The organism is Streptomyces sp. STR69 (assembly GCF_024519455.1).
GTDB lineage: Bacteria > Actinomycetota > Actinomycetes > Streptomycetales > Streptomycetaceae > Streptomyces.
Genome location: NZ_JALJRY010000041.1, coordinates 25,989 through 39,671, shown reverse-complemented (window position 1 = coordinate 39,671; position 13,683 = coordinate 25,989). Strand labels below are relative to the sequence as shown.

The following is a 13,683-nucleotide window of genomic DNA, read 5'->3' as shown; positions in this document are numbered from 1 at the left end:
TCCGGTGCAACCAGGACCACCCCCGGGGACCGCGGGCGGAAGCCTCGTCGCCCACGCGCGGCGGATCGCCGGTAGCGTCGCCGACGAACTGCCGCCCGCAGGAACGGACCCGCCAGCGTGACCGACCCGTTGCAGGACCCCCGGTTCTTCGCCGACCCCTACCCGACCTACGCCCGGCTGCGGAATTCGGCGCCGGTGCAGAAGGTGCCCACCGGTTCCGGAGGGCGCTTCAGCTATCTGGTCACGGGCCACGCGGAGGCCCGGGAGGCGTTCACCGACCCCCGGCTCTCCAAGAACACCGCGCGGTTCTTCGCCGGCCGGCTGTCCGACCGCGACCTCCATCCGGCCGTCTCCCAGAACATGCTGGCCACCGATCCCCCGGAGCACGCGCGGCTACGGGCCCTGGTGACAAAGGCGTTCAGTACCGGAGCCGTCGCACGGCTGCGCCCCTGCATCGCCGGCCTTGTCGACGAACTGCTCGACGCCTGGCCGGAACACGGACCGGTGGACCTCGTCGCCGGCCTCGCCGTACCGCTGCCGGTCACGGTCATCTGCGAGATGCTGGCGGTGCCCGAGGCCGACCGCGAGCGTGTGCACGCGTGGTCCGGCGAACTGTTCGCCGCGGGAGATCCCCGGCGGATCGACGCCGCCTCGCAGGCCGTCGGCACCTACATGACCGACCTCGTCGCCGCCAGGCGCGCCTCCCCCGGCGAGAGTCTGCTCGACGATCTCATCGCGGTACGCGACGGCCAGGACCGACTGACCGAGGACGAACTCGTGTCGCTCGCCGTGCTGTTGCTCGTGGCCGGCCATGAGACCACCACCAACTTCATCGGCAACGCGGCCCTGGCACTGCTCCAACACCCGGAGTCCCTGGCCCGGTTGAAGGCCGAGCCGGAGCTGTTCGGCACCGCCCTTGAGGAGTTGCTGCGCTTCGACTCGCCGGTGGGGATCGCCACGTTCCGCTACAGCACCGAAGCGTTCACGCTCGGCGGGACCGACATCCCCGCCGGCGTTCCGGTGCTCATCGCGCCCGGCGCCGCCAACCGCGACCCCTCCCGATTCCCCGGCCCGGACCGGCTCGACCTCGACCGCGGTGCCACCGGGCACCTCGCCTTCGGCCACGGCATCCACCGCTGCCTGGGGGCACCGCTCGCGCGGGCCGAGGGCGAACTGGCGCTCCGGGCCGTCTTCGCCCGCTTCCCCGACGTACGACTGGCACTTCCCGTGGAACAACTGGAGTGGCGGCACACGCGGTTGACGCGCGGCCTCACGTCCCTGCCGGTCGTCGTGTGACGCGAGTGCTTGCCCGACGTGGAGTCAGCTCGCCCTGGCCGGGCCCGAGTTGTCGACGGCGAGGGAGACGGCGAGGGCGCCGAGGACCGTGCCCATCGCGTAGCGCTGCGCCTTGAGCCAGGAGGGGCGGCGTTCGAGGAAGACGGCGATCGCCCCGGCCGCCAGGACGATGGCGAGGTTGACCGCGATGCTGACCACGATCTGGACCGAGCCGAGGACGAGGCCCTGGAGAAGGACGTGCCCCTTGTCCAGGTCGATGAACTGGGGGATGAGCGAGAGGTACATGATGGCGATCTTCGGGTTGAGCAGGTTCGTCATCAGGCCCATGGTGAACAGCTTGCGCGGTGAGTCGTGCGGTACGTCCTGCGGGGCGAAGACGGAGACACCGCCCGGCTTCAGGGCGCTCCAGGCCAGGTAGGCGAGGTACCCGGCACCCGCGAGCTTCACCGCGAAGTACAGCTCGGGCACGGCGACGAAGAAGACCGACAGGCCCAGGTTCGCGGCGAGCAGATACACCATGAAGCCGAGTGCCACCCCGCCGAGGGAGACCATCCCGGCGCGCCTGCCCTGGGTGATGCTGCGGGAGACGAGATAGATCATGTTCGGGCCGGGGGTGAGCACCATGCCCAGAGCCACCGCCGTCACGCCGAGTACACCGCTCGGTTCGACCATGAATACCCCTTGTGCTGTCGGTGCGTTGGCATCCCTCGGCCGCCGCTCGGAGCGTATTCCAGACCAATGCCTCGATGCAATGCAGATATTGCACTCGGTGCAATGCCATGATTGGATGGATGCTCGATCGAGAAGGGCGGGAGAGCGGAGAGCCGTGCAGGATTACCAGACCGTCGCCGACACCGTGGCCGGGGAGATCAGGTCCGGCGCCCTCCGCCCGGGTGACCGGCTCCCCCCGCAGCGCGAGTTCGCCCGGCGGCACGGCATCGCCAACTCCACCGCCACGCGCGTGTACCGGGAACTGGCCCGCCGGGGCCTGACGGTGGGCGAGGTGGGCCGCGGCACCTTCGTCCGCGCGATGTCCGCCGACCTCTCCGGCTCCGCGCTCACCGAACCCGCCGACGGCCGCCGCATCGACCTGGAGCTCAACTACCCGGTCGTCCCCGAGCAGAGCGCGCTCCTCGCCGAGGGTCTCGCCGGTCTGCTGCGGCCCGACGCCCTCCGGTCCGCCCTGCGGCCGGTCGGCACCTCCGGCTTCCCGGCCGCCCGGGAGTCCGCCGCCGACACGCTCGCCCGCGGCGACTGGCGCCCGGACCCGGCGCGGATCCTCTTCGCGGGCAACGGACGGCAGGCGATCTCGGCCGTCGTCACCGCCCTGGTACCGCCGGGTGCCCGGCTCGGCGTGGAGGAGCTGACGTACCCGGTCGTCAAGGCCGTCGCCGCCCGGCTCGGCATCACCCTCGTGCCGCTGGCCATGGACGACGCGGGGCTCGTCCCGGAGGCCGTCGAGGAGGCGCACGCCGCCGCCCCGCTGCACGCCGTCTACGTCCAGCCGAGGCTGCACAACCCGCTGTCGCTCACCATGCCCGCCGAGCGCGTCGAGCGGCTGGCCGAGGTACTGCTCGGGCTGGGGATCCCCGCGGTCGAGGACACCATCTGGGCCTTCCTCCGCGACGAACTGCCGCCCCTCGCCGCGTACGCCCCCGAGCAGACGGTCCTGATCGACAGCCTGTCCAAGCGCGTCGCCCCCGGTCTGACCCTCGGGTTCACGGTGGCACCCGGCGCCCTGACGGGCGTGATCGTCTCGGCCCTGCGCTCCGGCGGCTGCGCCCCGGGGCGGTTCGCCCTGGAGGTGGCCCACCGCTGGCAGCAGGACGGCACGGTGAAGGCGCTGGTGGCCGCCAAACAGCGGGAAGCGGCGGTACGGCAGGGGATCGCGGCCCGGCAGCTCGCCGGGTTCGCCGTGCGGAGCGATCCCCGCTCCTTCCACTGCTGGTGGCAGCTGCCCCGCCCGTGGCGCGCGGACACCTTCGTCGCGGCGGCCGCACGGCACGGCATCGGGGTCGTACCGGCCGCCGCGTTCACCGTCGGCCGCAACCACTCCCCCAACGCCGTCCGCCTCGGCCTCGCCACCCCCGACCCGGAGACCCTCTCCCGGGCACTCGGCACCCTCGCCGAACTGGCCCGCTCGACACCGGAGGACCTCGTCACCGACTGACGTGGTGGTGTTCCCTAAGGTGGGTCGCCGTGGATCTCGAAGCAGTACGTACCTTCGTCGCCGTCGCGGAGGCGGGCCAGTTCCAGAAAGCCGCCGCCGACCTGTCGATCAGCCAGCAGGCCGTCTCCAAACGCGTCGCCGCGCTGGAACGCGCCCTCGGCGTGAGGCTGTTCACCCGTGCCCCGCGCGGTGCCGAGCTCACCATCGACGGGCAGGCGTTCCTGCCCCACGCCCGCGAGCTGCTGCGCGTCGCCGAGCGCGCGGGCGCGTCCGTGCGCCCCGGCCGCCGTCCGCTGCGCGTCGACGTGATCGCCTCGCGCGTCGCACCGTCGGCCCTGATGCGCGACTTCCACCGGGCGCACCCCGAGATCGACCTCGACGTGGTGATGCTGTCCGACGTCGAGACGGCCGTCGCCGCCATCAGGTCCGGTGCGATCGACGCGTCCTTCCGCGCCGTCGCCATGCCGGGCCGCCCCCTGCCCGAGGACATCGAGTCCGTCCGGGTGCTCGACGAGCCGCACCAGCTCCTCACCGGCCCCGCCCACGCCCTGGCGAACGCCCGCTCGGTGACCCTCGCCCAGCTCACCGGGCACCGGATCTGGATGCCCGGCCTCGCTCCCGGAACCGAGTGGACCGCCTACTACGACGACCTCGTCGCCGAGTTCGGCCTCACCATCGAGGCGACCGGCCCCAACTTCGGCTCCGACGCGCTCCTCGACACGGTCGCCGAGACCCCGGCCCTGGCGACCCTCACGACCGCGCGGACCCGCCTCGTCTGGCCCGCCGGCCACGACCTGCGCCGTATCCCGGTGACCGGCCCGACGCCCGTGTACCCGCACTCGCTCCTCTGGCACCGCGACAACCCCCACCCGGCGCTGCCCGTCCTCCGCGCCCACCTCGCCGCCACGACGGCCGGCCAGGACACCGCCGGGACCTGGGCACCGGGCTGGGTGATTCCGCGCTGACCCGGGCCCGCCCGCCGAAGATCGCGCACGCCCACGACGACGGTAAGTCTGCCCCCGGTTCTGCCCCTGCGGACTTCCCGCCACCCGGCCCCCGTCCGGTAAGAGGGAAGGGCACCCGTCCAGCGAAGGGGAACCGCGCATGCGTATCCAGGGAGAGCACCACTCGGGCGCCGACCGGGCCGGCGGACGACCCGCGCCCCGGCCGGCCGCCGCCCTGCCTCCCCTCGCCGCTCTCCAACGGGCCGCCGGGAACGCCGCGGTGACCCTCGCGATCCAGCGGGCACGGGACGAGGAACACGCCGTAGGGCCGGAAGACACCGGTACCGGGGCGGCCGTGCCGGTTCAGCGGCGGTCGTCCGTCACCGACGCCGTCGGCTCCCCCGGCCGGCCCCTGGAACCCCGCATCCTCCAACGTGCCGAGCAGGCCTACCGCATGGACTTCGGTCATGTACGGGTGCACAGCGGCCCGGTCGCCCAGCGCTCGGCCGAGGAACTCGGCGCCCTCGCCTACACCACCGGTTCCCACATCGTGCTCGGCGGCGGCCGGGTCGACGACGAGGTGATGTACGAAGAGGTCGACCATGTACGGCAGCAGGCCCTGGGGCCCGTGCCCGGCACCCTGAACGGTACGGGCGAGAAGGTCTCCCACCCCGACGACCCGTTCGAGCGGAGCGCCGGCGCCAACGGCCGGAAGCTGGCCCGGGGCGCCGCCCCCGACCTCGCCCTGCCCGGAGCCGCCGTACCGGCCGGGGCGGTGCAGCGCAGCGCGGACGGCGATGTCCCCGTCCAGCGGGCGGACCGCCCCGGACCGTCGACCACAACCGCTCCCCCAACCTCCCCCTCACCACCGCCCTCCGCCTCTCCCCCGGCCATCGCCCGGCTCGCACGGCTGCTCGTCGGGGGGAATCAGGAGATCCGGAACAAGGACGTACGGAACGTCATCCACCGGCGGGGACGCAGTGGGCCGAGCTTCTCGGAAGGGGAACTCGAAGCGATCGAGGCGGCGGCGGCCGAGGACGCCAAGTGGCTGAAGACCGTGGGGATCTGCACCCATGCCGAGGCGCTGGCCTACATCAAGGCGGGTGACTTCCGCAGCTGGCTCCAGCAGCCGGAGGGCAAGCGCCTGCTCGTGGCCACCCTGCGCTGGCAGCAGAACATCGAGGAGCGCGGCCAGGGCAAGGAACCGGACAAGGCCACCCGCTCGGACTACCAGCTCGGCCGCCACATGGCCATGCACGCCGAGGGCACCCCGCAGGCGGAGAAGGACCAGCTCACCGGGGAGCGGAACGAGCAGATCTTCCAGACCTTCGTCAGGACCATGCTCCCGCCCGGCATCGACGACACCGCGCCGGACGCCGGCAAGCACCGGGAGCGGGTCGAGCGCGGCACCGAGGTGCTGACCAAGATCTTCCTGGTCCTGAAGGAGGGGCTGAAGGTCTTCAACCCGGAGGCGGGCATCCACGAGGACTTCGAGGACGACGTGGCCCACGCCCTGGCCTACGGCGGACGCGTCAACATCCGCATTCCGCAGCTCGCCGACGGACAGCACGGCTACGAGCTGCCCCAGTGGCTGCACATCACCAAGGAGAACCGGAAGCCCTGGGAGCCGAAGTCGACGCCCGCGGAGCCGGTGTACCGGCGCGGGTTCGGCACGCATCACATGGAGATCGGCGACAACAGCGCGGACGGGACGCGGGGCGAGTTCGTCGAGAAGGGCGAGATCGGCGCCACCCTGCAGAACTGGGTCGATCCGCACAGTCACCTCTACGGCCTGCCGATGGCCGTCGGCGGCATGGGCAACACCGACTACCACGGCGACACCATCCTCCCGAACGAGTCGTACGGGCACATGTTCATGGGGTACAAACCGCCGACCCACAAGCGTGACGGGGCGTTGCAGGTCGGTATCGAGACCGCCGGGCCGGGGGGCCGTACCCCCGACGGCTATCAGCACGGGGTGACGAGCAGCGAGAAGAACAACAACCCCGTGAGCCAGTTCGGCGGGCACAAGGACGACAAGATCGGCGCCGACGCCCCCCTCCGCTCGAACCAACGCCTGGTCGATCTGCAGGAGTTCGGCGACTGGGTGCAGAAACTGAAGGACCTGGAGAAGGACTGGAAGACCGAACTGGCCAAGGCGAAGACCCACAAGGAACAGGCGGACCTGTACCGGGACCTGATCGGCAGGCGCGGCGGCGCGTAGGCGAGGGAATCCGGCCCCGCCAGGGACGGAGTACGGTGACAGTACCGAGCGCACCTCGCACGCCGTCACCGTTTCGGCGTCGCCCTCGGGGAACGGCAAGGCCGGAACGTCCACGTGTCCGGCCGGAAACGAGCCGCCCCAATGAGTCTGTTGAGTCTCGGAGTACTCTCCTCCTCCCGCAAGGAGAACGAGTTCCGTCTGCCCCTGCACCCCAGCCATCTCGAACGCGTCGCCCCGGATCTCCGTGAGCGGATCTACCTCGAAGAGGGCTACGGCGAACGGTTCGGCGTCGCCGACGACGCGCTGCGACCACTCGTGGCGGGCCTGCGGTCCCGTGAGCGACTGGTCGCCGAGTGCGACATCATGCTGCTGCCCAAGCCCATGCACGACGACCTCGCCGAGCTGCGCGAGGGCCAGGTGCTGTGGGGCTGGCCGCACTGTGTGCAGGACGAGAAGACGACGCAGATCGGCATCGACCGGCGACTGACCCTGATCGCCTGGGAGGCCATGAACCACTGGACGTCGACGGGCGCCTTCAGCGTCCATGTGTTCCACAAGAACAACGAGCTCGCCGGCTACTGCTCGGTGCTGCACGCCCTCCAGCTCGGCGGGCTGACCGGCAGCTACGGGCGCCGGCTGCGGGCCTGCGTGATCAGCTTCGGCGCCACGGCGCGCGGCGCGGTCACCGGCCTGGGCGCGATGGGCGTCTCCGACGTCACGGTCCTCACCCAGCGTGCCGCCGCGGCGGTGGCCTCGCCCATGCCGTCGGTCGTGATGGGGCACTTCCAGGAGCGGGAGGACGATCCCTCGCGCCTGGAGGCCGTCACCGGGCTCGGGCCGGTGCCGCTCGCGCAGTACCTCGCCGGGTTCGACATCGTCGTCAACTGCGTTCTCCAGGACACCGACGCCCCGCTCATGTTCGTCAACAACGAGGAACTGGCCCTGTTCCGGCCGGGGACCTTCTTCATCGACGTGGCCTGCGACGACGGCATGGGCTTCGCCTGGGCCCGCCCGAGCGGTTTCGGCGACCCGATGTCAACGGTCGGTCCGGGCTGCCACTACTACGCGGTGGACCACAGCCCGTCCCACCTCTGGAACTCCGCCACTTGGGAGATCAGCGAGGCGCTGCTGCCGTATCTCCGCAAGGTCATGAGCGGGCCCACGGCGTGGGACGACGACGTCACGGTCCGCAAGGCCATCGAGATCCGCGACGGAGTCGTCCAGAACCCGAAGATCCTCTCCTTCCAGCACCGTTCGGCCACGTACCCGCACGCGGGGGTCTAGGACCTGTTGACCCCGGCGGCCACCGCATGGCCGATGAAGAGGTAAACAAGCGCGGGCAGGCCGTAGTTGACCACGGTGCGCCAGTCGGCCGAGTGGATGGTGAACAGGTTGTGCGACCAGCCCGAGAGCCAGTTGGCCGCGTGGTGGACCCAGTCGACCGTGCTGTTCGCGGTGTTGGCGTCGAACAGGTAGAGGCCGATCCACAGGATCAGGATCAGTGCCGCGATGTCCGCGATGACGGAGATGACCGTCCCCGCGGGGCTTCCGCCGTAGCGTGGTGACATGCTCAACGGGTGGCCGGGAAAGCCGAGTTGAAACCTTACGACGCCCGAACCTCCTCCGGGAAGTGACGCTCGATCACCTCCGCCACCCCGTCCTCGTCGTTGGAGAGGGTGACGTGGGTGACCGCGTCCAGGACACTCGGGTGCGCGTTCGCCACGGCATACGACGTGCCCGCCCAGGCCAGCATCGGCAGATCGTTGGGCATGTCGCCGAAGGCCATCGCCTCTACGGCCGTGATGCCCCGGTCGGCCGCGAACCGCCGTAGGGCGTGGGCCTTGCTGACGCCCGCGGCGATGGCCTCGACCAGCCGCTCGCCGTTGGAGTGGTAGACGGTGACCAGGTCGCCCAGTGCGGGAGCGGCGAGGGCGAGCAGCTCGTCGGCGGACAAGTGCGGGTGGCGGCCCACGAGTTTGGGGGCCGGGCGGTTCCACAGGCCGCTCTCGCCGGGGCGCCGGACGGTGATGTCGGCGTCCCAGGCTCCGGCCTCGTAACGGTCGTCGCCGTGTAGTTCGGTGGCGTGCTCGACCGCGAGGCCGATCTCCGGGATCGCGGCACGGAGCCGGCGGACGGTTTCGGCGAGCGTGCGGGGGTCGATGGCGTGCTCCGCCACGACACTTCGGGTGCCCATGTCGTAGACCAGCGCGCCGTTGGAGCAGATGGCCGTGCCGAACGGGCCGAAGGCGTCGGCGATCGGGCCCATCAGACGCGGCGGTCGGCCGGTGGCGAACACGAACTCGGCGCCGGCGTCCCTGATACGGGCGAAGGCCGCGACGGTACGTGCGGAGACGGTGCCGTCGCCGCGGACGACGGTGCCGTCGAGGTCGGTGGCGACGAGCCGGGGCCGGCCGGTGGGGTGGGTCGAGGGCGGCGGCAGGTCGGTCATGTGCGGCTCCTCGCGGGGGCTCGGACCGGCGGCTTCGGCCCAGGGTCGCCGTTCCGCCGCCCGAACTCGGTGTGTTCCACGCCGAGTTGATCGGTAACGTAAGACGATCATCCGGTACTTGGCACTCGGGGGAAAGATGACCATCGATTCCGCACTCGTCGGCCGGCTGCTCGCCGCGCAGTTCCCGCAGTGGGCCGACCTGCCGCTGACCCTGGTGGAGCAACCCGGTGCGGATCACGTCATCCACCGGCTCGGCGACACGATGTCCGTACGGCTGCCGCGCAGCGACTGGGCGGACGGGGAGGCCGCCAAACAGCACACCTGGCTGCGGCACCTGGCCCCGCGACTGCCGCTGCCCGTACCGGAACCGCTGGGACTCGGCACCCCGGGCTGCGGCTACCCGTGGCACTGGTCCGTCACCCGCTGGCTGGACGGGACCACGGCGACCGTCGAAGACCTCGCCGATCCCGACCTGACTGCTCGTCAACTCGCCGCATTCCTACGGACGTTGCGCGAGATCCCGCCCGCCGACGCGCTGCTCCCCGGTGTCCACCCCGAGCTGGTCCGCGCCCCGTTGGCCGACCGTGACGAGGCGACCCGTGCGGCGATCGAGGCGGTGGCCGGGGTGTTCGACGCCGCCGCCCTGACCGAGGTCTGGGACAACGCGCTGCGCGCCCCCGCGTGGGAGCGCGAACCGGTCTGGTGCCACGGGGACTTCCACACGGGCAACCTGCTCACCGCCGACGGCCGCGTCTGTGCCGTCATCGACTTCGGCGGCGTGGGGATGGGCGATCCGGCCTGCGATCTGGTCATCGCCTACACGCTGCTGTCGGCCACCACCCGGCCGGTCTTCCGTTCCGTCCTCGGTCTGGACGACGCCACCTGGACGCGCGGCATGGGCTGGGTCCTGGCCACCGGGCTGAACGCGTACACGAGTCACGCGGCCACCGAACCCCGCGTGGCCCGGCAGACCACCCGCCAGCTGACCGAGGTCCTCACCGAACACACGGACCGCCGCCCCCTCCGCGAACGCACCGCCCCCTAGGTCCTGGCTCCTAGCCGAAGGCGGGCAACACCTCCCGCTCGAACAACCGCAGACTCGACCACGCCAACTCCATCGGCATGCCCCCGCACAGCGGATGGAACTGGGTGAACGGCCTTGGCGCGGCCTTCAGTTCGCGCACGAACCGCTCGGGCGTCAGCACCCGGTACTGGTCGCCGCGCCGCAGCTCCGCAAGACCCTCGGCCGTACGGAAGGGTGCCGCCACATCGTCCTGGGCCTGCCAGATTCCGTAGGCGTTGGTCTCGTGCAGGAAGTACGGCGCCATCCGCTCCCAGCCCTCGTCGGGGTCCTCGGCGAGGGCGACCACCCGGTTCGGCCCGATCGGGCTGGGGCCGGGGTCGGGGCGGCCCAGCTTGCCGACCTCGTCGCGGTAGTGGTCCCACACCTCGGGCACCGAGGGCACGAACCCGTCCGCGATGCGGGCCGCCCGCCGCGCCGCCGGTTCGCTGCTGCCGCCGAGCAGTACGGCGGGGCCGCCCGGCCGGTACGGCGCGGGCGTGACGCGCACCGTGCGGCCCCGGTAGGTGAACGGCTCCCCGGTGAACGCCGACTTGAGGGTGGTGACCACCTCGGTGACCCGCTTGGCGCGCTCGTTCATCGGTACGCCGAACATGGCGAACTCCTCGCGCACATAGCCGCCCGCGACGATCAGGTCGACGCGCCCGCGGCTGATGTTGTCGAGGACCGCCAACTCCTCGGCCAGGCGCAGCGGATCGTGGAAGGGCGCGATCAACGCGGCGACGAGGAAACGGACTTGCTCCGTGCGGGCGGCCATCGCCGCGAGCATCTGGACCGGGCTGGGCAGATAGCCGTCCGGCGAACCGTGGTGCTCGGAGACGGTGATCCGCGTACAGCCGAGTCCATCGGCCCACTCGGCCATGTCGAGGGCCGCCGCGTAACGGTCCGCCATGGACGTACCGGCCGACTCCGGGTTACGGAAGTCGAATCGAAGGGCGAACCCCACACCAGGACCAGTCATCGTTCGAGAATATGATTCTCGATGACGAGAACACAATATCCGCGGGCAGGAACAATCTTTGCCAAGCCGGCGGAAGGTGATGTTCCCCCAGCCTCTACCGAGCAGTAACCCCTTCGCCCTACGCTGCTGCCGCCAACAACGCGCCAACCAGGCCACGGCGAAGGGGACTTGACACCCATGAAGGCGATAAGACGGCTGGCGGCGCTGCTCGGCGCCACGGCTCTGCTGCTGACGGGGGCCGCGGGCAACGCCCACGCGGCGGCGCCGAAGTTCTCGGAGACGACGACGATCGGTACCCACAACGCGTACGAGAAGGACAAGTACACGTACTGGGCGCAGGCGTTGGACTCCGGGGCCTCGCTGCTCGAACTGGACGTCTACGTCGACAGTTTGAGCAAGCGGTGGCGGGTCAGCCACAGCGACCTGTTCGCCAACGACAACAACTGCGAGTACGCGAGCACCCCCGCCGACCTGTACAGCAAGGACCGCAACCAGGATCTCGGCAGCTGCCTGGACAACATGGCCGCCTGGAACACCCTGCACCCGGACCACGCGCCCATCATCGTCAAGGTGGAGATGAAGGTGGGCTTCAACCAGACCATCGGTCTCGGCCCGACCGCGTTCGACACCCTGGTCTCGCAGAAGCTCGGCAGCAGCGTCTACAAGCCGTCCGACCTGCTCGGCTCCTCGTACTCCACGCTCGACGCGGCGGCCAAGGCGAACGCGTGGCCCTCCCGTGACGCCCTCAAGGGCAAGTTCATCTTCGAACTGATCCCGGGCACGGTCGAGCAGGCCAACCCGTTCGACCACTACTGGACCGACCAGGAGTACGGCGACCATCTCCGGGACCTGTACGCGGCCGGCACGATCGCACAGGCGCAGGCCTTCCCGGCCGTACTCGGCGCGGCGAACGGCGATCCGCGATCGACCCGTTGGACCTCGGACACCTCGATCCGCCCCTGGTTCGTGTTCTTCGACGGAGACGCGGCGACGTACGTGAACAACAGTTACGACACGTCGTTCTACTCCACGAACCACTACATCCTGATCATGACGGACGCGTACGCGGTGGCCCCCGCGATCTCCTCGACGGCTCCCACGGACGCGGAAGTCGCCGCGAAATTGGCACTGTTGGCCGCCGATCACGCAAGTGTGATCACCTCTGACTGGTCGGCGAAATCGGCGGCGGTACTCAGCTCGGCGGCCACCAGAAGCTGAGGTTCCGGATACCGGGGACAGGGCACAAGTCCCCCTATGCTGCATGGAATCGACGTAAGCGCATACCAGTCCACCGCGTACGGCACGGACGGCTCCTCCTTCGTCTTCATCAAGGCGACGGAGGGCCGCTCGTACGTCAACCCGAGACTCACCGCCCAGACGAAGACGGGCCGGGACGCGGGACTGGTCGTCGGCTTCTACCACTTCCTCTGGCCCGGCGACATCACGGCCCAGGCGGAGTACTTCGTGAGCAAGGCCCCTGAGAAAGCGGGCGACTTGCTGGCGGTCGACTGGGAGACGACGGGCGACGGCACCCACGCGTCCAACGCGGAGAAGGACAGCTTCATCCGCAAGGTGAAGGCACTTCGGCCGGGCAACAGGGTCGTCCTCTACTGCAACCGCAACTTCTGGCTGAACATCGACAAGACCTCCTACGCGGGCGACGCCCTGTGGATCGCCGACTACACGACGGCCGGCAAGCCCCGCATCGAGGCGAACTGGACCTTCCACCAGTACACGTCCGACCCGCACGACAAGGACGTGGCCGACTTCGCGAGCAAGGCCGCCCTCCAGGCCTGGGCCAGAGGCGCCTGAGCCACCCGGCCGCGGGACCGGCGGGCAGCCGACCTGTCAGCGCTCAGCCCGTGAAGTCGCCCGTCCGCTCCGGTGAGGCCTCCGCCAGGGCCTTGGTGACGCCGTCCACGCCCTCGCGCAGCCCGTAGACCGGCGTCCCCGGCTGCTGACGCCAGGACTCGTCGAGGCTGCCCGCGTCGACCGTGTCGAAGCCGAGGTCGTCGATCAGGGCCCTGACCACGCGCTTCGCCGCCTCGTCGTCACCGGCGACCGGGAGCGCGAGGCGGTCGGGGGCGCCGGCGGGGCGGTGCCGGTCCAGGATGTCCTGGGCGTAGGTGCCGTTGAAGGCCTTGATGACGGTGTGGCCGATCTGCTCGGCCGTCCAGCGGCTCTCGGTGAGGCCCTCGTCGAGGATGGCGGCGATCCTGCCGTCACGGCCGGGGTAGTAGTTGCCGGTGTCGATCACCGCGACGCCGTCCGCCGCCTCGTCCAGGAATCCCTTGGGCAGGTTCGGTACGGCCTTCAGCGGGACGGTGACGACGACGACCTCGGCCCCGCGCGCCGCCTCCGCCACCGGTACGGGGGTCGCGCCGGTCTCCTCGGCCAGTGCGGTGAGTGTCTGCGGGCCGCGCGAGTTGGCGACGGAGACGTCGTGGCCGAGTGCGGTGAGCCGCCGGGTGAGGTTGCCGCCGATGTTGCCCGCGCCGATGATGCCGATCTTCATGACAGACCCTTCGCCGATCCAGAATCGATGCACACGCATGCTT

Annotated in this window: 13 protein-coding genes; 8 read left to right on the top strand and 5 right to left on the bottom strand. The window is 70.7% G+C overall.

Translation table 11 applies throughout. The features are described from left to right. Nucleotides 1-117: 117 nt before the first annotated feature. Nucleotides 118-1,296 (top strand): cytochrome P450 family protein, encoded by a 1,179-nt coding sequence (locus OC490_RS44755; protein ID WP_262063822.1) that lies wholly within the window; start codon nucleotides 118-120, stop codon nucleotides 1,294-1,296. Nucleotides 1,297-1,320: 24 nt separating this feature from the next. Here OC490_RS44755 and OC490_RS44750 read toward each other — a convergent pair whose 3' ends face one another. Then, complete coding sequence (locus tag OC490_RS44750) at nucleotides 1,321-1,968, bottom strand: LysE family translocator (protein ID WP_262063821.1); 648 nt, start codon at nucleotides 1,966-1,968, stop codon at nucleotides 1,321-1,323. Between the two features lie 154 nt (nucleotides 1,969-2,122). Between OC490_RS44750 and OC490_RS44745 the strand changes: the two genes are divergently transcribed. From OC490_RS44745 to OC490_RS44730, 4 genes are all read left to right on the top strand, one after another. Next, a complete protein-coding gene (locus OC490_RS44745) occupies nucleotides 2,123-3,466 on the top strand; it encodes a PLP-dependent aminotransferase family protein (protein ID WP_262063820.1) in 1,344 nt (447 codons plus the stop codon). Nucleotides 3,467-3,495: 29 nt separating this feature from the next. Then, nucleotides 3,496-4,431: a LysR family transcriptional regulator gene (locus OC490_RS44740; RefSeq protein WP_262063819.1), complete on the top strand. Its 936-nt coding sequence runs from the start codon at nucleotides 3,496-3,498 to the stop codon at nucleotides 4,429-4,431. Nucleotides 4,432-4,570: 139 nt separating this feature from the next. Next, the gene (locus OC490_RS44735) at nucleotides 4,571-6,634 is read left to right on the top strand and encodes a DUF4157 domain-containing protein (RefSeq protein ID WP_262063818.1); all 2,064 of its coding nucleotides are present in this window, start codon (nucleotides 4,571-4,573) and stop codon (nucleotides 6,632-6,634) included. Nucleotides 6,635-6,775: 141 nt separating this feature from the next. Next, the gene (locus OC490_RS44730) at nucleotides 6,776-7,918 is read left to right on the top strand and encodes a N(5)-(carboxyethyl)ornithine synthase (RefSeq protein ID WP_262063817.1); all 1,143 of its coding nucleotides are present in this window, start codon (nucleotides 6,776-6,778) and stop codon (nucleotides 7,916-7,918) included. Here OC490_RS44730 and OC490_RS44725 read toward each other — a convergent pair. After that, nucleotides 7,915-8,202 (bottom strand): hypothetical protein, encoded by a 288-nt coding sequence (locus OC490_RS44725; protein ID WP_262063816.1) that lies wholly within the window; start codon nucleotides 8,200-8,202, stop codon nucleotides 7,915-7,917. The genes OC490_RS44730 and OC490_RS44725 overlap by 4 nt on opposite strands. A 35-nt stretch (nucleotides 8,203-8,237) precedes the next feature. Next, nucleotides 8,238-9,083: an HAD family hydrolase gene (locus OC490_RS44720; protein ID WP_262063815.1), complete on the bottom strand. Its 846-nt coding sequence runs from the start codon at nucleotides 9,081-9,083 to the stop codon at nucleotides 8,238-8,240. 136 nt (nucleotides 9,084-9,219) lie between these two features. Here OC490_RS44720 and OC490_RS44715 point away from each other — a divergent pair, with 136 nt between their 5' ends. After that, nucleotides 9,220-10,128, top strand: a complete 909-nt coding sequence (locus tag OC490_RS44715; RefSeq protein ID WP_262063814.1) for an aminoglycoside phosphotransferase family protein — start codon at nucleotides 9,220-9,222, stop codon at nucleotides 10,126-10,128. Between the two features lie 10 nt (nucleotides 10,129-10,138). On the opposite strand, the gene OC490_RS44710 is transcribed toward OC490_RS44715, so the two are convergent. Beyond that, nucleotides 10,139-11,125 (bottom strand): LLM class flavin-dependent oxidoreductase, encoded by a 987-nt coding sequence (locus OC490_RS44710; RefSeq protein WP_262063813.1) that lies wholly within the window; start codon nucleotides 11,123-11,125, stop codon nucleotides 10,139-10,141. Nucleotides 11,126-11,302: 177 nt separating this feature from the next. Here OC490_RS44710 and OC490_RS44705 point away from each other — a divergent pair, with 177 nt between their 5' ends. Continuing rightward, nucleotides 11,303-12,343, top strand: a complete 1,041-nt coding sequence (locus tag OC490_RS44705; RefSeq protein WP_262063812.1) for a phosphatidylinositol-specific phospholipase C domain-containing protein — start codon at nucleotides 11,303-11,305, stop codon at nucleotides 12,341-12,343. Between the two features lie 36 nt (nucleotides 12,344-12,379). Beyond that, complete coding sequence (locus tag OC490_RS44700) at nucleotides 12,380-12,937, top strand: glycoside hydrolase family 25 protein (RefSeq protein ID WP_262063811.1); 558 nt, start codon at nucleotides 12,380-12,382, stop codon at nucleotides 12,935-12,937. Between the two features lie 43 nt (nucleotides 12,938-12,980). Here the strand turns inward: OC490_RS44700 and OC490_RS44695 are convergent, their stop codons facing one another. Continuing rightward, complete coding sequence (locus OC490_RS44695) at nucleotides 12,981-13,679, bottom strand: NADPH-dependent F420 reductase (protein WP_410099257.1); 699 nt, start codon at nucleotides 13,677-13,679, stop codon at nucleotides 12,981-12,983. Nucleotides 13,680-13,683 lie beyond the last annotated feature (4 nt).

Excerpts from the sequence above, each read along its gene's own strand:
- OC490_RS44750 (WP_262063821.1), bottom strand. The coding sequence starts at position 1,968 with ATGGTCGAACCGAGCGGTGTACTCGGCGTGACGGCGGTGGCTCTGGGC.
- OC490_RS44735 (WP_262063818.1), top strand. The coding sequence starts at position 4,571 with ATGCGTATCCAGGGAGAGCACCACTCGGGCGCCGACCGGGCCGGCGGA.
- OC490_RS44730 (WP_262063817.1), top strand. The coding sequence starts at position 6,776 with ATGAGTCTGTTGAGTCTCGGAGTACTCTCCTCCTCCCGCAAGGAGAAC.
- OC490_RS44725 (WP_262063816.1), bottom strand. The coding sequence starts at position 8,202 with ATGTCACCACGCTACGGCGGAAGCCCCGCGGGGACGGTCATCTCCGTC.
- OC490_RS44720 (WP_262063815.1), bottom strand. The coding sequence starts at position 9,083 with ATGACCGACCTGCCGCCGCCCTCGACCCACCCCACCGGCCGGCCCCGG.
- OC490_RS44715 (WP_262063814.1), top strand. The coding sequence starts at position 9,220 with ATGACCATCGATTCCGCACTCGTCGGCCGGCTGCTCGCCGCGCAGTTC.
- OC490_RS44710 (WP_262063813.1), bottom strand. The coding sequence starts at position 11,125 with ATGACTGGTCCTGGTGTGGGGTTCGCCCTTCGATTCGACTTCCGTAAC.
- OC490_RS44705 (WP_262063812.1), top strand. The coding sequence starts at position 11,303 with ATGAAGGCGATAAGACGGCTGGCGGCGCTGCTCGGCGCCACGGCTCTG.
- OC490_RS44700 (WP_262063811.1), top strand. The coding sequence starts at position 12,380 with ATGCTGCATGGAATCGACGTAAGCGCATACCAGTCCACCGCGTACGGC.
- OC490_RS44695 (WP_410099257.1), bottom strand. The coding sequence starts at position 13,679 with ATGCGTGTGCATCGATTCTGGATCGGCGAAGGGTCTGTCATGAAGATC.